The organism is Mesorhizobium sp. B2-4-13 (assembly GCF_006658535.1).
GTDB lineage: Bacteria > Pseudomonadota > Alphaproteobacteria > Rhizobiales > Rhizobiaceae > Mesorhizobium > Mesorhizobium australicum.
This window is the reverse complement of record NZ_VFVB01000001.1, coordinates 199,249-220,296: the sequence shown is the minus strand read 5'-3', so window position 1 is coordinate 220,296 and position 21,048 is coordinate 199,249. Positions and strand designations below refer to the sequence as shown.

General features: G+C 63.1%; 20 protein-coding genes and 1 riboswitch. Of the genes, 14 read left to right on the top strand and 6 right to left on the bottom strand.

The window, feature by feature from the left end; genetic code table 11:
- Window positions 1-85 precede the first annotated feature (85 nt).
- The gene (locus tag FJ936_RS01140) at window positions 86-994 is read left to right on the top strand and encodes a LysR family transcriptional regulator (RefSeq protein WP_140788566.1); all 909 of its coding nucleotides are present in this window, start codon (window positions 86-88) and stop codon (window positions 992-994) included.
- Window positions 995-1,052: 58 nt separating this feature from the next.
- Here FJ936_RS01140 and FJ936_RS01135 read toward each other — a convergent pair whose 3' ends face one another.
- Window positions 1,053-2,075, bottom strand: coding sequence for a substrate-binding domain-containing protein (locus tag FJ936_RS01135; RefSeq protein ID WP_140788564.1), 1,023 nt, complete (start codon window positions 2,073-2,075; stop codon window positions 1,053-1,055).
- A 364-nt stretch (window positions 2,076-2,439) separates the two neighbouring features.
- Between FJ936_RS01135 and FJ936_RS01130 the strand changes: the two genes are divergently transcribed.
- From FJ936_RS01130 to ugpC, 5 genes are all read left to right on the top strand, one after another.
- Complete coding sequence (locus FJ936_RS01130; RefSeq protein ID WP_140615090.1) at window positions 2,440-3,795, top strand: ABC transporter substrate-binding protein; 1,356 nt, start codon at window positions 2,440-2,442, stop codon at window positions 3,793-3,795.
- A gap of 173 nt (window positions 3,796-3,968) precedes the next feature.
- Entirely contained in the window at window positions 3,969-4,982 is a 1,014-nt protein-coding gene (locus tag FJ936_RS01125; RefSeq protein ID WP_015314337.1) for a sugar ABC transporter permease, read from the top strand.
- A 1-nt stretch (window position 4,983) separates the two neighbouring features.
- Window positions 4,984-6,138 carry a carbohydrate ABC transporter permease gene (locus FJ936_RS01120; RefSeq protein ID WP_140788562.1) on the top strand — a complete coding sequence of 385 codons (1,155 nt, stop codon included), beginning with the start codon at window positions 4,984-4,986 and terminating at the stop codon, window positions 6,136-6,138.
- A 4-nt stretch (window positions 6,139-6,142) separates the two neighbouring features.
- Window positions 6,143-7,807, top strand: coding sequence for an alpha-glucosidase (locus FJ936_RS01115; RefSeq protein WP_015314339.1), 1,665 nt, complete (start codon window positions 6,143-6,145; stop codon window positions 7,805-7,807).
- A gap of 29 nt (window positions 7,808-7,836) precedes the next feature.
- The gene (gene ugpC / locus FJ936_RS01110; RefSeq protein WP_015314340.1) at window positions 7,837-8,949 is read left to right on the top strand and encodes a sn-glycerol-3-phosphate ABC transporter ATP-binding protein UgpC; all 1,113 of its coding nucleotides are present in this window, start codon (window positions 7,837-7,839) and stop codon (window positions 8,947-8,949) included.
- Between the two features lie 74 nt (window positions 8,950-9,023).
- Here the strand turns inward: ugpC and FJ936_RS01105 are convergent, their stop codons facing one another.
- From FJ936_RS01105 to FJ936_RS01090, 4 genes are all read right to left on the bottom strand, one after another.
- Window positions 9,024-9,272 carry a DUF680 domain-containing protein gene (locus tag FJ936_RS01105; protein ID WP_015314341.1) on the bottom strand — a complete coding sequence of 83 codons (249 nt, stop codon included), beginning with the start codon at window positions 9,270-9,272 and terminating at the stop codon, window positions 9,024-9,026.
- 70 nt (window positions 9,273-9,342) lie between these two features.
- Window positions 9,343-9,549, bottom strand: coding sequence for a DUF680 domain-containing protein (locus FJ936_RS01100; protein WP_015314342.1), 207 nt, complete (start codon window positions 9,547-9,549; stop codon window positions 9,343-9,345).
- A gap of 69 nt (window positions 9,550-9,618) precedes the next feature.
- Window positions 9,619-9,825, bottom strand: coding sequence for a DUF680 domain-containing protein (locus tag FJ936_RS01095; RefSeq protein ID WP_015314342.1), 207 nt, complete (start codon window positions 9,823-9,825; stop codon window positions 9,619-9,621).
- A 69-nt stretch (window positions 9,826-9,894) separates the two neighbouring features.
- The gene (locus FJ936_RS01090) at window positions 9,895-10,095 is read right to left on the bottom strand and encodes a DUF680 domain-containing protein (protein WP_015314343.1); all 201 of its coding nucleotides are present in this window, start codon (window positions 10,093-10,095) and stop codon (window positions 9,895-9,897) included.
- A 493-nt stretch (window positions 10,096-10,588) separates the two neighbouring features.
- Window positions 10,589-10,791: riboswitch (cobalamin riboswitch) on the top strand.
- Window positions 10,792-10,903: 112 nt separating this feature from the next.
- Between FJ936_RS01090 and FJ936_RS01085 the strand changes: the two genes are divergently transcribed.
- The 7 genes from FJ936_RS01085 to FJ936_RS01055 all read left to right on the top strand — a co-directional run bounded on the left by FJ936_RS01085 (window position 10,904) and on the right by FJ936_RS01055 (window position 17,896).
- Window positions 10,904-12,151 carry an aromatic ring-hydroxylating dioxygenase subunit alpha gene (locus FJ936_RS01085; RefSeq protein WP_140788561.1) on the top strand — a complete coding sequence of 416 codons (1,248 nt, stop codon included), beginning with the start codon at window positions 10,904-10,906 and terminating at the stop codon, window positions 12,149-12,151.
- Between the two features lie 77 nt (window positions 12,152-12,228).
- Window positions 12,229-13,329 (top strand): hybrid-cluster NAD(P)-dependent oxidoreductase, encoded by a 1,101-nt coding sequence (locus FJ936_RS01080; protein ID WP_141906028.1) that lies wholly within the window; start codon window positions 12,229-12,231, stop codon window positions 13,327-13,329.
- Between the two features lie 141 nt (window positions 13,330-13,470).
- On the top strand, window positions 13,471-13,902 hold the full coding sequence (locus tag FJ936_RS01075) for a PqqD family peptide modification chaperone (RefSeq protein ID WP_140615104.1): 432 nt from the start codon (window positions 13,471-13,473) through the stop codon (window positions 13,900-13,902).
- A 32-nt stretch (window positions 13,903-13,934) separates the two neighbouring features.
- Window positions 13,935-14,984, top strand: coding sequence for a serine kinase (locus FJ936_RS01070; RefSeq protein ID WP_140711626.1), 1,050 nt, complete (start codon window positions 13,935-13,937; stop codon window positions 14,982-14,984).
- Window positions 14,981-15,733: a glycosyltransferase family A protein gene (locus tag FJ936_RS01065; RefSeq protein WP_015314347.1), complete on the top strand. Its 753-nt coding sequence runs from the start codon at window positions 14,981-14,983 to the stop codon at window positions 15,731-15,733. Before FJ936_RS01070 ends, FJ936_RS01065 begins: the two co-directional genes overlap by 4 nt.
- 1 nt (window position 15,734) lies before the next feature.
- Window positions 15,735-16,412: a glycosyltransferase family A protein gene (locus tag FJ936_RS01060; RefSeq protein WP_015314348.1), complete on the top strand. Its 678-nt coding sequence runs from the start codon at window positions 15,735-15,737 to the stop codon at window positions 16,410-16,412.
- Window positions 16,412-17,896 carry a nucleotidyltransferase family protein gene (locus FJ936_RS01055; protein WP_141906027.1) on the top strand — a complete coding sequence of 495 codons (1,485 nt, stop codon included), beginning with the start codon at window positions 16,412-16,414 and terminating at the stop codon, window positions 17,894-17,896. Before FJ936_RS01060 ends, FJ936_RS01055 begins: the two co-directional genes overlap by 1 nt.
- A 59-nt stretch (window positions 17,897-17,955) precedes the next feature.
- Here FJ936_RS01055 and FJ936_RS01050 read toward each other — a convergent pair whose 3' ends face one another.
- Complete coding sequence (locus FJ936_RS01050; protein WP_141906026.1) at window positions 17,956-18,585, bottom strand: alpha-ketoglutarate-dependent dioxygenase AlkB; 630 nt, start codon at window positions 18,583-18,585, stop codon at window positions 17,956-17,958.
- Between the two features lie 237 nt (window positions 18,586-18,822).
- Here FJ936_RS01050 and FJ936_RS01045 point away from each other — a divergent pair, with 237 nt between their 5' ends.
- Window positions 18,823-21,021, top strand: coding sequence for a TonB-dependent siderophore receptor (locus tag FJ936_RS01045; protein ID WP_141906025.1), 2,199 nt, complete (start codon window positions 18,823-18,825; stop codon window positions 21,019-21,021).
- Window positions 21,022-21,048: the final 27 nt, after the last annotated feature.

The window sequence follows — 21,048 nt, the reverse complement described above, 5'->3', positions numbered from 1 at the left end:
CAGGTGGCCATGCGGTCCCGCACACTTCGATCGTTAGCTAAGACTGCTTTCATAGTTCGGCCATCCGCTGTAATCAGAACAGCCTATGAAGCAGAGATACACAATCCGACACGGTGCGTTGGACGGGGTCGAGGTGTTCCTGGCCGTCGCGCGGCATCGTAACTTCCGCCGTGCCGCGGCCGAACTGGCGGTAACGCCGTCCGCGGTGAGCCAGGCGGTGCGCGCGCTGGAAGCCCGCATCGGTGCGGCCCTGTTTGCCCGCACGACCCGAAGCGTCGGCCTGACCGAGGCTGGCCAGCGGTTCCTCGACCGCGCCGGACCTGCCTTCGAAGAGATCATGGCCGCGGGCGAGGTCGCCCGCGATGTCGGCCAGCGGCCGACCGGGCTTTTGCGACTGTCCGTGCCCCGCGCGGTCGTGCCGCTGATCCTGGAGCCTATGATCGCGTCGTTCTGCCGGGCCTATCCCGAGATCGAACTGGAGATCGCCGCCAGCGACGAGATGGTCGATCTCGCCGCCGGCGGATTCGATGCCGGCATCCGGCTGGGCCAGTTCATCGCGCCCGACATGATCGCGGTGCGGCTGACGCCGCCCTTCTCCTTCGTGGTCGTCGGCAGCCCGGACTATCTCGAGCGCCACGGCCAGCCAGAACAGATCACCGATCTGCGCCACCACGCCTGCCTGCGCCTGCGCCGCGCGAACGGCGCCATCGCACCCTGGTCCTTCGCCGACGGCAACGGGGCGATCGAGGCGGTCGTCTCGGGCCCGCTGATCGCGCATGACTATCCAACCTTGCTGGGGGCCGCGATCCAAGGCGTCGGCCTGGCGCAGACGCCTCGGCCTGTCGCCGACGGCGCAATAGAACAGGGGAAACTCAAACCGGTGCTGGAACACTTTGCCGGCGCGACACCTGGCGTCTTCCTCTATCATCCTGGCAAGCGTCAGGTCCTGCCGAAGCTGCGCGCCTTCATCGATCATCTTAAATCCGCGGGCTGAGACAACGGGCAGAGGCAGCGCAGAAGTCGTTCCAGCAATTGACCCCGCTGGCGAGTGGTCAGGCCGGCGCGCCGGCGACCGATCCCCTGACCACCAGGTCGACCGGCCAGACCTCGCCGCGCGCGCCCTCCTCCAGTCCCGATATCCGCGCCGCCAGCCGCTCGGCGATGCGTGCGCCGGCCAGCCGGATCGACGAGCGCGTCGTGGACAGCGGCACGGAAAAATTCTCCGGCTTCAGCCAGGGAAAAACGTCGTCATGGGCAATCAGCGAGACGTCGCCGGGAATGCTGAGGCCAAGGTCGCGCACCGCGCGCACGACACCGAGCGCCATGATCAGGCTGGAACAGGCGATTGCCGTCGGCGCGCCTTCCTGTTCGAGCAGGCGCCGGGCGGCGCGATAGCCGTTCTCCTCGGTCATGACGAGCGAGCAGACATGGCGATCGTCCAATGCCAGGCCACTGGCGGCCAGCGCCCGGCGCAGGCCGCGCTCGCGGTGGATGGCAAAGGTCTCGCGGTCGTCGCCATTGATCAGCGCCAGCCGCCGGTGGCCGAGTTGGACGAGCAGCCGCGCGGCTTCGTGGAAGGCGCCTTCATTGTCGATGTCGAGAAAGGGATAGTCGAAATTCAGGCCCTCGCTGCGGCCATGGACGATGAAAGGAATGCCGAGCGTGTTGACCAGCGCCACGCGCCTGTCCTGCGGCCTCGGCGAAGAGATGTAGACGGCATCGACCTGCCGGTTGGCGACGATGCGGCGGTAGGTCGTTTCCTGGTCATCGGCATCGGTCGGTGACAGGACAAGGTCGAGCTCGTGCGAGCGGGCATAGTCGCCAAGACCGGACAGGAATTCGACGAAATGGGGATCGATGTCGACGGCTGCACCCGTCGGCAGGACATAGCCGATCATTCCGGACTTACCCGTGGCCAGCCGGCGCGCACTCGGATTGGGGCGATAGCCGTGGCGCTTGGCTGCGTCCATGACACGCCTGCGGGTTTCCTCGTTGACTTCGGGATAGCCGTTCAGCGCCCGGCTTACCGTGGTCTGGGAAAGCGCCAGCATATGCGCGAGTTGCTTGAGGTTCACGAGAGGCCTCCCTGCCTCAAAGCGCTTTTAAATTGAATCGACCCAAACGCCACAAGGGCGTGGCCAACTCCACATGGACCATAAGCGTGCCGGGGCCCGGTTTGAAACGAAAATTGCTGCTGCAGTGCCGAAAAAGCATGTTGCGGTGCAAATTTTTGGACCCTGGCAGACGGCGACTAAATCGATTAGTTCCTGCTCCCCCTTGACACCCGTCCGATTCAGTGGCGAGATCAACAAAGCCAAAGCGCTTTGGAAGACTGTTCGAAAGGTTGCGGTTCCCTTGCGACTGAGTCACAGTCCTGCGGCGTCGGCGGGCGGAATGGAGGTTCCGTCCGGTGTGTATGACCCACTGGGAGGAATACCGATGAAGAAAATGCTTTTGCTGGGTGTTGCGTCTGCCGCATTCGCCCTGAGCGCGCCCGCGCATGCCGAACTGAAGTTCAAGCCGGGCGAGGACAAGCGCTTCAACTGGGCGAATTACGAGGACCTCAAGAAAGTCGACCTCAAGGGCGAGACCCTGACCATCTTCGGACCGTGGCGTGGCGAGGACGAGACGCTTGTCCGGTCAGTACTCGATTATTTCTCCGAAGCCACCGGCGCAGAGGTCAAATATTCCTCGTCCGAGAACTACGAGCAGCAGATCGTCATCGACACCCAGGCCGGCAGCCCGCCCAACATCGCCGTCCTGCCGCAGCCGGGCCTCATCCAGGACCTCGCTTCCAAGGGCGTGCTGACCCCGCTCGGCGACGACGTCGCAGCCTGGGTCAAGGAGAATTACGCCGCCGGCGACTCCTGGGCCAAGCTCGGAACTTACAACGGCAAGGACGGCAAGCCGGGCTTCTATGCCTTTCCCTACAAGATCGACGTGAAGGGGCTGGTCTGGTACTCGCCCGACAATTTCGAGGAAGCTGGCTACAAGGTGCCGAAGACGCAGGAAGAACTTGCCGAACTCGAGAAGAAGATCATCGCCGATGGCGGCAAGCCGTGGTGTATCGGGCTTGGTTCGGGCGGCGCGACGGGCTGGCCGGCGACCGACTGGGTCGAGGACATCATGCTGCGCACGCAGACTCCCGAAGTCTACGACAAGTGGGTGAAGAACGAGATTCCGTTCAACGACCCGGCCGTGGTCAACGCTATCGACATCTTCGGCAAGATCGCCACCGACGACAAGATGGTCGACGGCGGCGCCAAGGCGGTCGCGGCGACCGACTTCCGCGACAGCCCGAAGGGCCTCTTTACCGTACCGCCGAAGTGCTACATGCACCATCAGGCATCGTTCATCCCCTCCTTCTTCCCGGAGGGCGTGAAGCTTGGCCAGGATGCGGACTTCTTCCCCTACCCGCCCTACGGCTCCAAGCCGGAGCTCGGGACGCCGCTGGAAGTCGCCGGAACGCTGGTGATGATCACCAAGGATTCCAAGGCATCGCGCGAATTCATCAAGTTCCTGCAAATGCCGCTCGCGCATGAATTGTGGATGGCACAGAAGAGCTTCGTCACACCCTTCAAGGGGGCCAACAAGGACGCCTATGGCAGCGATGCGCTGAAGAAGCAGGGCGAGATCCTGGTCGGCGCCACGACGGTGCGCTTCGACGGCTCCGACCTCATGCCCGGCAAGGTCGGCGCCGGCTCGTTCTGGACTGGCATGATCGATCTGGTCGGCGGCAAGTCCGCCCAGGACGTCGCCACCGACATCCAGAAGAGCTGGGACGCCATCAAATAGGCCGCTCCGGCGCGACCTGATCTTTCCTCATCTTGCTACTGGATTCGGGCTACGGCCCGGATCCGACCGGCGGGGCACGCCGGAAGCTTCGCGTTTCGATTGTTCCGAATAACTGAAAGTCGGCGCATTGGTCGCCAGCATCGCTGGCCGGTCACGCGCAGGGAGAGGGACCCATGGCGGCTCAGATTTTCTCGGCAATATTCGTCATCATCATCGGCGTCGGCGGCTGCGTCGCCTATTTCTGGGGCGCCAACAAACTGCTTGACCTGATCTTCCCCGCGCGCGGGGTGTCCGGAACGGCCGCCGTCAACAATCTGCGCCGGCAGGGATTGGTGCGGCCCTGGTTGTTCGTGGGTCCGGCGCTGATCATCCTGACCATCTATCTGGTCTATCCGGTGATCGCGACGCTGTGGCTGTCCTTCTTCGATCGCGGCGGCACGAGTTTCGTGGGATTCGCCAACTATGAATGGGCGCTGCGCGATCCGGATCTGCGAAACGCCATCCGCAACAACATATTGTGGCTGGCGGTGGTGCCGGCGGCCTGCACCTTCCTCGGCCTGATCATCGCCGTGCTCACCGACAAAATATGGTGGGGAACGATCGCCAAGAGCCTGATCTTCCTGCCGCTGGCCATCTCCTTCGTCGGCGCCAGCGTGATCTGGAAGTTCATCTACGAGTATCGTGGCCAGGGCCAGATCCAGATCGGCCTGCTCAACGCCATCATCCAGTATTTCGGCGGCCAGCCGCAGGTCTGGATATCGCTGCCGTTCTGGAACAACTTCTTCCTGATGGTCATCCTGATCTGGATCCAGACCGGCTTCGCCATGGTCATCCTGTCCTCGGCGCTGCGCGGCATCCCCGAAGAAACACTGGAAGCCGCGGTCATAGACGGCGCCAATCCGTTCCAGATCTTCTGGAAGATCATGGTGCCACAGATCTGGGGCACCATCGCGGTGGTATGGACCACCATCACCATCCTGGTGCTGAAAGTGTTCGACATCGTCCTGACCATGACCAACGGTCAATGGAACAGCCAGGTGCTGGCCAATCTGATGTTCGACTGGATGTTCCGCGGCGGCGGCGATTTCGGCCGCGGCGCGACCATAGCCATCATCATCATGATTGCCGTCATTCCGATCATGGTCTGGAACATCCGCCAGGCCAACAAAGAGACGGGAGGGCACTGAGATGGCCGTCGCGACCGGAAATTCCTTCGCCAGCCGTTTCGGCGTCCATATCGCAGTGCTCGTCTTCGTGGTGATCTGGACCATCCCGACGCTCGGCATCCTCGTCTCGTCGCTGCGCGACAAGGACCAGATCATCGCCTCGGGTTGGTGGAATTCCTTCGCCAGTTCCAGCCAGACGGAAGCCGGGCGACTGCCGGCCGCCTCCACACAAATAGAAAAGGACGGCAAGTTCGTTCTCCAGGGCAACATCTTCGGCGACGGGGCCAAGCGCGCGATAAGCGCCTTCGGCGTCAAGGCGGCGGCACCGACGCAGTATCCTGCCGGCACATCAGCCGATCTCGGTGACGGCGTGACCCTCCAGATCAACGCCGACGGCAGCTTCGTCATGGCCTCGCCAAAGGCGTTCGAGGGCGACAGGGGCCAGCGCATCTACTACGCTTCGTCGGCGCCGCCGAAATTCACCACCGACAATTATCAGACCGTGCTGTTTTCCGAAGGCATCGGCCGCTCCTTCATGAATTCGCTAACGGTCACCATCCCGGCGACCGTCATCCCGATCCTGATCGCGGCCTTTGCGGCTTACGCACTGGCCTGGATGCGCTTTCCAGGCCGCGCGCTCCTGATCGCCGTCGTCATCGGCTTGCTGGTGGTGCCGCTGCAGATGTCGCTCATTCCACTGCTGAAGCTCTACAATGGCGTCGGCACGTTCTTCGGCGTGCCGTCCAAGACCTACCTCGGCATCTGGCTGGCGCATACCGGCTTCGGACTGCCCTTCGCCATCTACCTCTTGCGAAGCTATATTGCCGGCCTGCCGCGCGAGATCATGGAATCGGCGCGCATCGACGGCGCCAGCGATTTCGAGATCTTCGTCAAGATCGTGCTGCCGCTGTCCTTCCCGGTGCTTGCCTCCTTCGCCATCTTCCAATTCCTGTGGGTATGGAACGATCTCCTGGTGGCAATGGTTTTCCTCGGAACGGCGCCCGATCAGATCGTGCTGACGGCCAAGCTCAATGCTCTGCTTGGCTCGCGTGGCGGTAACTGGGAGATCCTGACGACATCGGCCTTCATCACCATCATCGTGCCGCTGATCGTCTTCTTCTCGCTGCAGCGTTATTTCGTCCGCGGGCTGCTGGCCGGCTCGGTGAAAGGAGGTTGAGACCATGCAATCGGCTTTGAAGGCGACTTCGAAACCAGACCCCGCCATCGACCGCGACTGGTGGCGGGGCGCGGTGATCTACCAGATCTATCCGCGCAGCTATCAGGATTCCAATGGCGACGGCATCGGCGACCTCAAGGGCATCATCGGCAGGCTGCCCTACATTGCCGCCCTTGGCGCGGACGCCATCTGGATCTCGCCTTTCTTCAAATCGCCAATGAAGGATTTCGGCTATGACGTCTCGGATTATTGTGACGTCGACCCGATGTTCGGTACGCTGGCGGATTTCGATGCGCTGACGGCGGAGGCGCACCGACTGGGCCTCAAGGTGATGATCGACGAGGTGCTGTCGCATACCGCCGACATCCACCCCTGGTTCAAGGAAAGCCGCTCGAGCCGCACCAATCCCAAGGCCGACTGGTATGTCTGGGCGGATGCGAGACCCGATGGCACGCCGCCCAACAACTGGCTGTCGATCTTTGGCGGCTCGGCCTGGCAATGGGACACCAGCCGCCAGCAATACTACCTGCACAATTTCCTGGCCGAGCAGCCCGACCTCAATTTCCACAACCGCGAAGTCCAGGACGCGCTGCTCGACGTCACCCGCTTCTGGCTGGAACGCGGCGTCGACGGCTTTCGCCTCGACACCATCAATTTTTACTTCCACAGCCAGGGGCTGGAAAACAACCCGCCGCTGCCGCCGGAACAGCGCAACGACCAGACGGCGCCGGCGGTCAATCCCTACAACTACCAGGACCATATCTACGACAAAAGCCGACCGGAAAACCTCGCCTTCCTCGAGCGCTTCCGCGCGCTGCTCGACGAGTACACGGCGACCGCAGCGGTCGGCGAAGTCGGCGATTCGCAACGCGGGCTGGACGTGGTCGCCGCCTATACCGCCGGCGGCAAGCGCGTGCACATGTGCTATTCCTTCGACTTCCTGGCGCCGGAAAAGATCAGTGCCGCCAAGGTCCGCTCGGTGCTGGAAGCTTTTGGCCGGGTGGCCAGCGATGGCTGGTCGTGCTGGGCATTTTCCAACCATGACGTGATGCGACCGGCCTCGCGCTGGGCCGCCGACGAGGCGGACCCGTCGGCCTATCTCAAGGTCATCTCGGCATTGCTGATGTCGCTGCGCGGTTCGGTCTGCATCTACCAGGGCGAAGAACTCGGCCTCGGCGAGGCCGACCTGCGCTTCGAGGATCTGCAGGATCCCTACGGCATCCGTTTCTGGCCTGAATTCAAGGGCCGCGACGGCTGCCGCACGCCCATGGTGTGGGATGGCAATGCAAGGAATGGCGGCTTCTCCCAGGCAAAACCCTGGTTGCCGGTACCGGCCGAGCATCTGCCGCAGGCGGTCAACGTGCAGCAAGGCGACGAAACCTCCCTGCTTGAGCATTACCGGCGCTTTCTTTCTTTCCGCCGCGCCCATCCGGCGCTGGCCAAGGGGGACATCGCCTTCATCGAAAGCCAGGGCGACACCGTCGCCTTCACCCGCCGGTCGGGCAATGAGGAGATCGTCTGCGTCTTCAATCTGGGCGCAAGGCCGGCGAAGGTTGACCTCGGCAACCGAACCCTGCAACCTTTGCCGGGACACGGGTTCTCCGGGCAGGCGAGCACCGGGTCGGTCGAGCTCGGCGGCTATGGCGCCTGGTTCGGACGCATAGGCTGAAACATCCGAGGAATCACTGGAGGAAACCAATGGCCGATGTCAATTTGAGACAAGTGAAGAAGTCCTATGGCAATCTTAACATTCTCCACGGCATCGACCTCGACATCAAATCGGGCGAGTTCATAGTCTTCGTCGGCCCGTCGGGCTGCGGCAAGTCGACCTTGCTGCGCTCGATCGCCGGGCTCGAGGAAATCACGTCGGGTGAACTCAAGATCGACGGCCACGTGGTCAACGACGTGCCACCCTCGAAGCGCGGCATCGCCATGGTGTTCCAGTCCTATGCCCTCTACCCGCACATGACCGTCTACGACAACATGGCCTTCTCGATGAAGATCGGTGGGGAAAGCAAGGCCGAGATCGACAAAAGGGTTCGGCAAGCCGCCGAGATCCTGCAGCTGACCAAATATCTCGACCGTCTGCCCAAGGCGATGTCGGGCGGCCAGCGGCAGCGCGTCGCCATCGGCCGCGCCATCGTGCGCAATCCGAAGGTGTTCCTGTTCGACGAACCGCTGTCGAACCTTGACGCCGCATTGCGCGTTGCGACGCGCATCGAGATCGCCAAGCTCAAGGAATCGATGCCCAACACGACCATGATCTACGTCACGCACGACCAGGTCGAGGCGATGACGCTGGCCGACCGCATCGTCGTGCTGAAGGACGGGCACATCGAGCAGGTCGGCACGCCCATGGAACTCTACAAGAACCCCGGCAACCTCTTCGTCGCCCAGTTCATCGGCTCGCCGGCCATGAACATCCTGCCGGCGACGGTCGACAAGACGGGCAATCCGACCATCGTCAGCCATGTCGGCGGCCGCAAGGCGACGGTGCCGATCGCGACACCTGCTTCGGCAAAGGGAGCGGCGGTCAGCTTCGGCGTACGGCCGGAAGATCTCGCGATCGCCAGCGGTGCGGATTATCTGTTCGAGGGGACCGTCGATTATCTCGAACAGCTTGGCGAGGTCCAGCTGGTCTATGTCGATATCGGCCGGGCCGACCTGCCGCTGGTGACCAAGCTGCCGGGCAATGTCGAGGTCAAGCGCGGCTCGACGCTGCGGCTGACCGCCAATGCCGGCGATCTCCATATCTTCGATGCGGATGGTCGCTCCTTTGCCCTCCACGAAGCGGAAGCAAAGGCGGCCTGAAGACGGCCGTCCGGTAATGCAAAGAACAAAAGCGGCGGGCCTGGCCCGCCGCTCTTGTTGTCTGCACAGGCTGGTTAGTTGTTGCCGAAGAGATTGCGATCGGCACCCTGATGGGCCGGCTTCTGCACGTCGCCGGACGAGTTGAGCAGCTTGTAGACAGGCGAATCGCTGTTGCGGATCGCACCTGTATGCGACGTATCGACATTGACAGTCGACGAAGCGGTGGGCTGGTTGACGCCGTTGGAGCCATAATTGTCGCTGCCGGCGAAGGCGCTGCCGGAGACGGCCAGAACGGCGGCGGCGGCAATGAGGATCTTGTTCATTTTAGGTACTCCTGAATTTTGGAAGTCCCGCAGACCGGCGGACAAAAGCCTACCGGCCGTGGGATGGCCATTAGTGGCCGAAGAGGTTGCGGTCGCTGCCCTGCTGGACAGGCGCCGAGGTGGCCGGAGCCGACTTGCCGATCGACGCGGTATTCGAATTGTCGGTCGAAGCGGCAGCAGCCTGATTGGCGCCGTTGGAGCCATAGTTGTCGCTGCCGGCGAAAGCGCTGCCAGAAAGGGCCAGAACGGCGGCGGCAGCAATAAGGATCTTGTTCATGTTAGGTACTCCTGAATTTTGGAAGTCCGGCTGCCGGCGGGCCAGAGCCCACCGGCCGTGGGATGGCCGTTAATGGCCGAAGAGGTTGCGGTCGCTGCCCTGCTGGACAGGCGCCGAGGTGGCCGGAGCCGACTTGCCGATCGACGCGGTGTTCGAATTGTCGGTCGAAGCGGCAGCAGCCTGGTTGGCGCCGTTGGAACCATAGTTGTCGCTGCCGGCGAAAGCGCTGCCGGAGAGAGCCAGAACGGCAGCGGCAGCAATGAGGATCTTGTTCATTTTAATACTCCTGAATTTGTAGGGTCCACCAGCGCGGCAGGGTCACCCGCCGCGTGCCGGGGATGGCTATTAATTGTTGCCGAAGAGGTTGTGGTCGGCGCCCGTCACAGGCGTCTGGGCAGCCGGCTCCGACTTCTTGGTCGAAGCGGTGTAGGAGCTGTCGACAGTAGCCGTGGGGGTCGCGGCGTTCGAACCATAATGGTCGCTGCTAGCGAAGGCGCTGCCGGAAATAGCCAGAAGGGCGGCGGCAGTGAGAATGATCTTTTTCATTTTTGTACTCCAGTATTTTTCCCGTCCGTCTAGCGGCGTGTCTTGGGATTAAAATCGCGTCGTTCGGACAGCCCCGATGTGGGAGAGCCCCCTTGCCGTTTCCAATCACGAAGTTGTTCAGCGTGGACCATGACTCCACCACTTGAAATTGTACCAACGCCTTCTACATGTCTCATTTTTCCATTTGATATCAAATAGTTGTCTAAGATCACGACCCGATCACCAACTGTGTCGGAAGGCTGGGCGTTCACACCGTCCTGCACGCACCGTCAACAGAAACGAACCGTTCGGTTCGATTTTAGACTCTGCTAATAGTCACTTTTCGAAACCATTAACCCTTTTCCGGCCCGGCTGAGGGTCGAAAACGGTGCCCGCGCGCCTGGCGAGAAAAGGCGATTCCCCCGCTGCAACCGCGCCGGGACGATCCCGCGTATGTGTCGCGCCGCATGGATGCGATGTCGCTTTCGTGCCGATGTCGCAAACCCTGTCGTGATTAGATCGAGCGATCTCAGGTGCCGCTGCGTGACGACGGAGCGGAGAATTGGGAAGCCGGTCAGATTCCGGCGCTGCCCCCGCAACGGTGGTGGAGTTCAAGTCGCAACGGGAGACCACTGGGCGAAAGCTTGGGAAGGTGTCGCGATGGTCCGCCAGGACAACTCCAGAGCCCGGAAACCAGCCCGAGATCGCTAGAACTCGACTGATCGCGGTGGGCGGTCAAGGGGCGGATGGTGTTGTCCGGCTTTCGCCGGCTTGCGCCCAGTCCTTCCTCCATCACCACCAGTTCAGTCCTTGAAAATGAGGACAGGACATGGACGCGCGCAACGACATGCTGAGGCTTTTGAACGGCCGCAGACAGGGCCTTTCGCTGGAACAGCCCTTCTATACCGACCCGGACTACTTCAAGCTTGACATGGAACTGATCTGGTATCGCGACTGGCTGTTCATCGGCCATGATTGCGAGTTGCCCAAGCCGGGCAGCTTCATCACCGTGCAGATCGGCGACTATCCGGTCGTGCTGGTGCGCGATCAGCAGGGCAAGATCAACGCTTTCCACAATTCCTGCCGCCATCGCGGCAGCCGCGTCTGCAACACCGACAAGGGCATGGCCGCCAAACTGGTGTGTCCCTATCACCAGTGGACCTACGAACTCGACGGCCGGCTGCTGTTCGCCCGCCAGATGGCCGATGGGTTCGACAAGAGCCAGTTCGGGCTCAAGCCGGTCGCCTGCGAAAGCGTCGCCGGCTATGTCTTCATCTGCCTGGCCAAGGAGCCCGCCGACTTCGCGCCGATGCGGGCGATGATCGAGCCCTATCTCCAGCCGCACCGGCTGAGCGAGGCCAAGATCGCCTTCGAGAGCACGATCATCGAGAAGGGCAACTGGAAGCTGGTCTGGGAAAACAACCGCGAATGCTACCATTGCGCGGGCAACCATCCTGAGCTGTGCAAGACCTTCCCGGAAGCGCCGACCGTGACCGGCGTGCAAGGCGCCGACAGCGATCCGGAGATGCTGGCCCACTGGGCGAAGTGCGAAGCTGTTGGCCTGCCCAGCAAGTTTCGCATCGACCCGGCCGGACAATACCGCGCCACCCGCGCGCCGCTGCTGCGCGATGCCCAGAGCTACACGATGACCGGCAAGCGGGCGGTGAAGAAGAACCTGTCCGACAGCGTCTCGGCCGACCGGATCGGCACGCTGATGCACTATCACTACCCGACAACCTGGAACCATATCCTCGTGGATCATGCGGTGACGTTCCGCGTGCTGCCGGTCAGCGCCACGGAAACAGCGGTTACGACCAAATGGCTGGTCCACAAGGATGCCGTGGAAGGCGTCGACTACGATCTCGCCGAACTCACCCATGTCTGGACCGAGACCAACGACCAGGACCGCCGCATCGTCGAGGAAAACGCCTTCGGCATCCTGTCGCCGGCCTACGAGCCCGGTCCCTATTCGGAGCTGCACGAGGGCGGCGTCATCCAGTTCGTCGACTGGTACGCGCGCTTTATCGGCCCACGGCTTTCCGAAGACGGCCGGCCCGCTCTGCGCAGTGTCGCCTAGCGCATGTCGGCCAAAACTGTGCAGCGGCTTTGGGATCACGACATGCCCAAAATGAAAGGTATGCAGGGATGAACGCCATGACTGATCTTGGCCTCTATCGCCATCTCGACCAGATGGCGCCGTGGAACGACAGGCTGCAGGTGCTGGAGGTGACCGGCGTCAGCGACGAGGCGCCCGACGTTAAGACCTTCACCTTCCGCTCCGACAACCAGACCTGGTTCCGCTACAAGCCGGGCCAGTTCGTGACGCTGGAATTGCCGACACCGGACGGCCCGCTGATGCGCACCTACACGCTGTCATCATCGCCGTCACGGCCATTCTCGATCGCGGTGACGGTGAAGGCGCAGGCGGGCAGCGTCGGCACACGCTGGATGTTCGATCACCTGACGCCCGGCTCGCACGTCAAGGCCTATGGACCGGGCGGCGACTTTTCGCTGCACAGCCACCCGGCGGCGAAATACCTGTTCATCTCGGCCGGGTCGGGCGTGACGCCGATGATGTCGATGCTGCGCTGGCTGAACGACTGCGCGCCATGGACCGATGTCGGCTTCGTCAATTGCGCGCGGCGCCCGGAAGAGATCATCTTTCGCAAGGAACTCGAACTGCTCGGCGGCCATATGCCGGGGCTGTCGCTCGGCTTCATGATTGAGGAGCGGTCGAGCCGCGAGGGCTGGTACGGCCATATGGGCCGCATCGACGCCATCCGGCTGCCGCTCCTGACGCCCGATTTCCGCGAACGCGAAATCTTCTGCTGCGGCCCCGACCCCTTCATGCGCGCCGTGCGCGGCATGCTGGAGGCAGCCGGGTTCGACATGGCAAAGTACCATCAGGAGAGCTTTGCCGCGCCGGCGGTGGAGGAAATCCCGGCGCCGTTTGCCTCGCCGGCTGAAGACGGCGCGGCGATTTGCGTCGAAGCCGCGACGCCGATCCGCTTCGCGCTTTCGGACGTCGACGCCGACTGTGTCGCCGGCCAGACGGTGCTGCAGACGGCGCGCGCCTCGGGCGTGCGAATACCGGCCGCCTGCGAATTCGGCCTGTGCGGAACTTGCAAAGTGAAGAAAGTCTCCGGCAGCGTCGAGATGAGCCACAATGGCGGCATCCTCGATCATGAGATCGATGATGGCTTCATCCTGGCCTGTTGTTCCAAGCCATTGTCGCCGCTTGAAATCGAGGCTTGATCCGCCCGGCTTTCGACTGAACCCGGAAATGGTCCCGCGTTGCCGGCAAAGGTTACCTTGCCAAGGAAGACCTGAAAGTTTACAGGCGTTGTTGGTGGAAGCGGTCCTGCTGGCGGGCAGGAAATGCAGGACGGGGCAACAATGACGCATGACTCCCACGCCTATGCGGTAGCGAGCCGGGATATCGTTTTCGAATCTTTCGATGGCGAGGCCGTGGTGCTCAATCTTGCCAATGGCAAATATTTCGGCTTTTCCGATTCCGGCAGCAAGGTATGGCAGGCGCTTTCATCCGGCGCGGACGCCCAGGCTCTGGTCGGGCTGAGCGCCGGCGGCTCGACAATAGGCCAGGCCGAACTCGAACGCTTCATATCGCAATTGCTCGAATTGGGTTTGCTGGTGCGCTTGGACGCGGCGGCGCAGCCTTTGCCGGGCGATTTGCCTGCCGAGCTTGCCGCCACGAACGAGCCGCTCAATGTGAGCATTCACGACGACCTCGCCGACCTGATCGTCGTTGATCCCATCCACGAGGTCGAGGAACCTCTCGGCTGGCCGGCGGTCAAGCAGGCTTCCTGACGGGGCGGCCGCAGCGTGATGGAAGGCGATTGATGCCGCGCGTCACGCTCGAAACCTTGCCGGATTACGCCAGGTATCTCATCGCCGCCGCTGAAGGCGCGGCCGCGTGCTATCCGACCATGCGAAAGGTTCGCCTGCCCTGGCTTGAACTGACCGTGCATCTCGGTCACGGCGTGCTTGCCGATGCATTGGGCCATGCTTTTGTCGAGCCCGGGCATGACCAGCCGGCACCGTCCACGGGTCGCATCTTCATCGCGCATCCCGGCATTGACGGCATCCCGGAGCCGGCGCACTGGGGCGATGCCCATTTCACCGAGCACGGTTTTGCCAAACGGCTCGCCGAAGCCGGTTTGCGCGGGCACCATTTCCACGACCTGGATTTCTGGCAGGTCTACGATCCGCACCGCCGCGTCGGCGTGCAGCTGATGGCCTCGGCCGATGCCTTTCCGCCCTGGGAGCCGGGAGCACCGCTGCGCGCCTTCCTGCACTGGGAATATGCCGCGCGCGGCATGCGGCTGACGCATGCCGGCACGCTTGGCATCGACGGCAACGGTATTCTGCTTGCCGGCTCGGGCGGGGCCGGGAAATCGGGGACTGTCGCCGCCGGCCTGCTTAACGGGCTCGACAGTGTCGGCGACGACTATGTGCTGATCGATCTCACCGACGGCGTGACCGCGCGCCCCCTTTTTTCGACGTTGAAGCAGGACACGGAAGGTTTCGCCCGGCTGGGCCTGCGGCAGCGGCTAACGGCGCAAGGCCCGCTGAACTGGCAAGGCAAGCACACGTTCCATATTCATGATATCGCGCCTCGGCCGGTGCCCGCCATGCTGGACATCGTCGCGCTGGTGGTGCCACATATCAGCGGAGGCGGAGCAAGTTCGATTATGCCGGTGTCGCGCAGGGATGCCATGATTGCCTTGGCGCCGTCCGGCATCGCCCAGATGCCGGGCGAGCGCGAAAGCGGCTTTCGCTTCTTCAGCGAATTGACGCGCCACCTGCCGTGCTTCCGTTTGTCCCTCGGCATCGACCCGGCAGAGATCGCCCGCACGATCGAGGATTTCCTGACACGAGGCGCCCGGTGAAGCTCAGCGTGATCATGCCTGTGTACAATCGCGAGCGCTATGTCGTCTCGGCGCTGCGCTCGCTCGTGCGGCAGCAAGATGCCGCCGATCTCGACATCATCGTGATCGACGACGGCTCGACCGACGGGTCGCCGGAGGCCGTGCGTTCGATGATGGCCGAGAACCCCTGCATTCGTCTTTTCCGGCAAGAGAACATGGGCGTGACCCGGGCTCGCAACGCTGGTCTCAGACTGCTCACGCCGGAAACGGAGCTCGTGTCGTTCCTCGATTCGGATGATGTCTCGCCTGCGGGACGATTCAAGGCCGATATCGCATGCTTTGACGCCGACCCCGCTCTGGAGCTTACCTATTCCCTGATGATGATGGTCGAACACATCGACGACGATCTGCTGGAACCCTGCCCCGGCAGCCATTTCATGACCGTGCGGGGAATTCATCTGTCGTCGGGCATTTTCTCGCGTAAGCTCATCGAACGGATCGGCGGCTTCGACGAGGCCTTCGGCCAGGCCGAAGACACAGACTACCTGCTGCGCACCTTTGAAAGCGGCCCCAGATTCGTCCTGCCGGATACCGTGTCGCTTTACTACCGACGTCATCCCGGCAACATGACGAAGCAGGTCGACACATCCCTTCGGGAATTCTTGCGGGCCATCCACAAATCGATGAAGCGGCGCAAGGCCGACCCTTCACTGCGCGGGATCGAAGGCATCTTCGATGTCAAAGAACTCGCCAACTGGCGCTTCATGTAGCATGCGGAGCTATGGCGTCGTCATACCGGCCTTCAACGCCAGCGGCACCATCGCCGAGACGCTCCGATCGGTCGCGGCGCAGACAGTGCGGCCTGAGCTGGTGGTGATCGTCGACGACGGATCCAGCGACGATCTCGCGGCGGCGATCGGCGGAACGGACCTGCCGCTGCAATTGCTGCGCCAGGCAAATGCCGGACCTGGCAGCGCCACGACAAGGGGCATCGCCGCCTTGTCGACGCCGCTCATTGCAACGCTCGATGCCGACGATCTGTGGCTGCCGAGCAAGGCCGAAACACAGCTCGCGCATCTCGAAAGGCATCCCGCAACGTCGGGCGTTTTTTGCCATTTGCGAAACTTCCGCAATGACCGGCCCGATGCACCCGAGGACGCGATCGTACCCGGTTGGTCGCGGACCACGATGCTGATCCGGCGCGAGGCCGCCGAGACCGTCGGACCAATCGTCGATCCGCCGGGCGGCCGCGGCGAAATGATCGACTGGATCGCGCGGGCACGCGAGACGGGCCTTGCCCTCGACATGGTGGAGGAGGTGCTGGCGCTGCGCCGCATCAGGCCCGGCAGCCTGTCCTATGGCCGCGATGCGGCGCGCGACCGCGGCTATCTCGAAGTGGCGCGGCTCGCCATGCTGCGACGGGCCCGGAACAAGGCCGGCGCGGGCTGATGGCGGGCATTCGCCGCATCAGCCGACGTTTCCCGGACTATGGCTGGTCCTGGCCGACGGGCGGGCTCGACCAACTGCTCAAGGCTGCCCTTCTTGTCGATGAGGACGCGGCCGCCGGTTGCGCCATGCAGTGGCTAAACGCGAACGACATCGACCTTGTCTCCTTCAGGGAACACCGGCTGCTGGCCGCGATCTGCGATCGGTTCGGCCGGAAATTGGCCGGCCAATCCGCCTATCCGCGCCTTGTCGGCCTGCAAAAGATGCTGTGGACCAAGTCGCGCATGGCGATGCGCGAGGCCGAACCGGCGCTGCAGGCGATGACGGATTCCGGCTGCCTGGTGATGCTGATCAAGGGTGCCAGCCGCATTGCCTTGAACGCCTCGGCGCAGCGTGGCCGGGTGGCGCACGACATCGACATATTGGTGCGGCCGCAGGACATGCCGGCGGCATTCGGCGTGCTGCGCGACGGCGACTGGCAGATCGCCACCGGGGTGAGTCCCCAATATCTGAGGACAAGGCTGGCGTCGCTGCGCTCGATGAATTTTTTCAAGGGCAGTTATGGCGATATCGATCTGCACCAGCTTGCCTATGACGGCTCGCAGCAAAGCGACGAGGATGACCAGGCGATCTGGCAGCGCGCGGCGACGGCCGAATTCAGCGGTGTCGGCGTGCTGGTGCCGTCGCCCGCGGATCGCATCGCGCTCGCCATCGCGCATGGCGGGCTCGATGCCCATACCCACAGCGATTGGCTGGTCGATTGCGCGGTGGCCATTCGCACCGGCGGCGTCGACTGGGACGTGTTCCTCGATGTCGTCGCCAGGCGTGGCCTTGCCGTTGCCGCAGCGGTGGCGCTTTCCTACCTTGCGCTCGATGTTGGCGTGACGGTGCCTGACAAGGTGCTGGCGCGCGTGCTGGACATGGCCGACCGCACCGGCCTTGCACGCTGGTCGGCGGTGCTGCAGGCCAAGCCGCGAACCGACTTCGGCAGGCTGACCTGGCTGTCGCGCGGCTTCGCCAAGCAGTTGCGGCTGAGACGCAAGAGCGGTCGGCTGCGGCAGGAGCCGCCCGCCAGGGCATGGCGCGGCAGAGCATGGCGCGGCAGGCAGGCACCTCGCGAGCCGCTGGAAGGACAGTCGCCCCTGGCCTTCTCGCAGACCATACCGTGCCCTGCGACGGCGGGGGAGATGATGCTGGACATCACGATCAGGATCAGCGTCCCGCCGGTCCGGCGCCGCATCGAAATGGAGATCAATGTGGGCGACGACCACGTCGCGCGTCTGCGTGCGATGGCCATCAGCCGGTCTGGTGGAGAGCGGGTGCTGCGCTTTCGCGGCAAGGTTACATTCGATGGCCGACAGCATGCCCTGACGCTGGAGGCGCGGCCGTCCCGGCAGTTCCGCCAATGGGACGATCAGGCGACGGTCGCCGCCTACGGCGCTTTGCCTTTCCATCTGGTCTCGGCGATTTTTTCACCGCTGCGCTGAACTGAACTATCGCTGGTCGCCCAAAGGTCGGCGGCGCCGTGCGGGGCGCGAACCCTCGCCTATACGGCGCCCTCGTCGGGCTTCGTCACCCGCCGCAACGTCAGATTGATCCTGCCGCCGTTCTTGAGCAGCGCCGAGGTCGAAGGGTAGATGCGGTCGACGCCATGGAAGGCAAGACGGCCCTCGCCGCCAAGCACGACGACATCGCCGCTTTTGAGCCTGAACGATTTGGTGGCGCCATCGCGGGTTGTCTGGCCGACCCTGAACAGGCAATCGTCACCCAGCGAGACGGAGACGACGGGTGCCGAGAAATCGGCCTCGTCGCGATCCTGATGCAGGCCCATCTTCGCTTCCGGCGTGTAGAAATTGATCAGGCAGGCCTGCGGTGGATTGGGATAGCCCGACACCTGACGCCACAGGTCTAGCAGACTGTCGGGGATAGGCGGCCACGGCTCTCCGGTCATCGGATGCGTCGGCTGGTAGCGATAGCCGCGTTCCTTGTCGGTGACCCAGCCGAGAGGACCGCAATTGGTCATGCGCACGCTCATCTCCTTGCCGGTCCGAGGCATGGCCGGCACGAACAGCGGCGCCTGCTGGACAATGCTTCTCACCTCCTCGACCAGCGTCTCCTGGACGGCGCGGGACAGATGGGCCGGCATGTGACGGATGCCTTTGGGCAGAACGAGCATGGGTTGGCTCATGTGAATGGTTCGGAGCCTTAGCATGCCACCGCCAGACGAAAACGGCGACCCGAAAGCGGTCGTGGTTCTTACGAGCGATCGCCGCAGCGAATTCGTCTTGGCCAAATGGCGGTTGACGAACAAAGATTACTAACATAGTCAAGATTTAGAAACCGGACCGGTGACACAAGAATTTTCAGCTTCCGCGTCCAGCGAAGCCGCAGGCAGCCAACGAGAGCGAGGGACATGGAAGTGACATTTCTTCAAGGCTTCAACGCGATCGAACGGGGCTGCATCTGGTCGCGGCGAGGACTGCTTGCCACGACATGCCTGGCGACGCTGGCTGGTGCCTACCAAGCCTCCGCCCAGCAGGCAGGCACCCAGGCATCGGGCGGCGCCACCGTGCTCGAGCCCATTACGGTCAGCGGCGAGGCCGGCGGCGACACGTCCCGTGAGGACGACAGGACGGTGGCTGCCAAGCGCAGCTCCGGTGCGACCAAGACGGACACGCCCCTCATCGAAACGCCCCGCTCCGTCTCGGTGGTGACACGCAAGGAACTCGAGGAGCGCGGCGCGCAGGACATTATCGAGGCGGTGCGCTATTCCTCAGGCGTCAGCACCGGCGCTTATGGATTCGACCCGCGATTCGACCAGATCTATATCAGGGGCTACGACGCAACCACGCTCGGCGACTACAAGGACGGCCTGCGCCAGCCCTATATCAACTACGGCACGTTCCGCACCGACCCCTATTCGCTCGAACGCGTCGAGGTGATCAAGGGACCGGTATCGGTGCTTTACGGCGCGGGAACGCCGGCAGGCATCGTCAACAAGGTGCCCAAGCTGCCGACCGAGGACAGGATCAGGGAAGTCGAACTGCTTTATGGCACGAAGGACAGGGCGCAGGCCGCCTTCGATTTCGGCGGCCCGGTCACCAAGGGCAGTGACGATTTCCTCTACAGGATCGTCGGCCTGGCGCGAAACGGCGACACCAATTTCGACATCGCCGACGACCGCTATTTGCTGCAGCCGTCGTTCACCTGGAATCCGGACGCCGCGACGTCCTTCACCATCTATGGGCTGGTGCAGGCGGACGAGACCGATTCCAATGTCGGCGTGATCACCGATCCGTCGGGAAAGGTCCACACCCTGCGCGAGAGCGACCCCGACTATGACCATCAGAAGATCCGGCAGCAGCAGGTCGGCTACAAGTTCGAGCACGATTTCGGCGGCGGCATCACGGTGCGCCAGAATGTACGATACTCCCATCTCGACCTGAGGTCGCGCTATCTCGCGGTCTCCGGTTGGACAGGTACGGTCGCGCATCGTTATGCGACCGCAATTCGCGACGAAATGAACGTCTTCCAGGCCGACAATCAGGTCGAGGCCAGGTTCGACACCGGGGCGCTCGCCCACACGTTGCTTCTCGGCCTCGACTACACGAACCTGACCTCTTCCTTCGGCTATGGGTTCGATCCGACCGATCCGGCTTACGATTTCGACATTGCCAACCCGACCTACGGTTTCTCCGGCCCGACCCCGGACACCACGTTCTCTGCGTCCGACGCGGATCTGAGCCAGACCGGCGTCTATGCGCTGGATCAGGTCGAACTGGACAAATGGCGTTTCACGCTCGGTGGCCGCCAGACCTGGGTCGAGCAGACGCGCGACTATTTTGGGGGCGGTTCCGAAGCGGTGGACAAGAACGCCTTCAGCATGCAGGCCGGCGCCCTCTATCTGTTCGATAGCGGCGTCGCGCCCTTCGCCAGCTACGCGACGTCATTCGAACCGATCTCGAACCGCTCGGCCGATGGCGGCGGCATTCTTCAGCCTACGAAGGGCGAACAGTTCGAAGTGGGGGTCAAGTACCAGCCACCGGGAACGGATATCCTGCTGTCCGCGGTCGCTTACCATCTGGTCGAGAAGAACAAGCCGGTAGTCGTCGATCCCAATGCGGGCACCTATCGTTCACTGGGCGAGGTCACCAGCAATGGTTTTGAACTGGAAGCCCGCGCGGCCGTCATGGACGGGCTCGACGTGATCGCGGCCTATAACTACAACCATGCCGAGATCACGGGCGCCGGCCCTGACTCGACGGAGTTGGACAAGGTCCCCGCCGTCACCCCCGAACATGTCGCGAGCCTCTGGGCGAACTACAAATTCGACCAGGGCAGTGCGGCACCCGGCCTTTCGGTGGGAGCCGGCGTGCGGCTGCAGAGCGCGACCTATACCGACACGTCAAACACCGCCAAGAACGATGCCGCCGTCTATCTCGATGCCTCGGCGTCCTACGATTTCGGCGCCATCGACAAGAGGTATGAAGGTGTCTCGGCCGCTTTCGCCGTCCGCAACATTGCCGATGACCGCGCGACGGTGTGCAATTCCGGTTATTGCTACATGGGCCAGGGCCGCAACATCACGGCTTCGCTGAAGCGCCGCTGGTAAGGCAACGCCGCGCGCCTTTCGGACGCG

Coding starts and splice junctions, on each gene's coding strand:
- FJ936_RS01140 (WP_140788566.1), top strand. CDS start 86: ATGAAGCAGAGATACACAATCCGACACGGTGCGTTGGACGGGGTCGAG.
- FJ936_RS01130 (WP_140615090.1), top strand. CDS start 2,440: ATGAAGAAAATGCTTTTGCTGGGTGTTGCGTCTGCCGCATTCGCCCTG.
- FJ936_RS01125 (WP_015314337.1), top strand. CDS start 3,969: ATGGCGGCTCAGATTTTCTCGGCAATATTCGTCATCATCATCGGCGTC.
- FJ936_RS01120 (WP_140788562.1), top strand. CDS start 4,984: ATGGCCGTCGCGACCGGAAATTCCTTCGCCAGCCGTTTCGGCGTCCAT.
- FJ936_RS01115 (WP_015314339.1), top strand. CDS start 6,143: ATGCAATCGGCTTTGAAGGCGACTTCGAAACCAGACCCCGCCATCGAC.
- ugpC (WP_015314340.1), top strand. CDS start 7,837: ATGGCCGATGTCAATTTGAGACAAGTGAAGAAGTCCTATGGCAATCTT.
- FJ936_RS01105 (WP_015314341.1), bottom strand. CDS start 9,272: ATGAACAAGATCCTCATTGCCGCCGCCGCCGTTCTGGCCGTCTCCGGC.
- FJ936_RS01100 (WP_015314342.1), bottom strand. CDS start 9,549: ATGAACAAGATCCTTATTGCTGCCGCCGCCGTTCTGGCCCTTTCTGGC.
- FJ936_RS01095 (WP_015314342.1), bottom strand. CDS start 9,825: ATGAACAAGATCCTCATTGCTGCCGCTGCCGTTCTGGCTCTCTCCGGC.
- FJ936_RS01090 (WP_015314343.1), bottom strand. CDS start 10,095: ATGAAAAAGATCATTCTCACTGCCGCCGCCCTTCTGGCTATTTCCGGC.
- FJ936_RS01085 (WP_140788561.1), top strand. CDS start 10,904: ATGGACGCGCGCAACGACATGCTGAGGCTTTTGAACGGCCGCAGACAG.
- FJ936_RS01080 (WP_141906028.1), top strand. CDS start 12,229: ATGACTGATCTTGGCCTCTATCGCCATCTCGACCAGATGGCGCCGTGG.
- FJ936_RS01075 (WP_140615104.1), top strand. CDS start 13,471: ATGACGCATGACTCCCACGCCTATGCGGTAGCGAGCCGGGATATCGTT.
- FJ936_RS01070 (WP_140711626.1), top strand. CDS start 13,935: ATGCCGCGCGTCACGCTCGAAACCTTGCCGGATTACGCCAGGTATCTC.
- FJ936_RS01060 (WP_015314348.1), top strand. CDS start 15,735: ATGCGGAGCTATGGCGTCGTCATACCGGCCTTCAACGCCAGCGGCACC.
- FJ936_RS01055 (WP_141906027.1), top strand. CDS start 16,412: ATGGCGGGCATTCGCCGCATCAGCCGACGTTTCCCGGACTATGGCTGG.
- FJ936_RS01050 (WP_141906026.1), bottom strand. CDS start 18,585: ATGCTCGTTCTGCCCAAAGGCATCCGTCACATGCCGGCCCATCTGTCC.
- FJ936_RS01045 (WP_141906025.1), top strand. CDS start 18,823: ATGGAAGTGACATTTCTTCAAGGCTTCAACGCGATCGAACGGGGCTGC.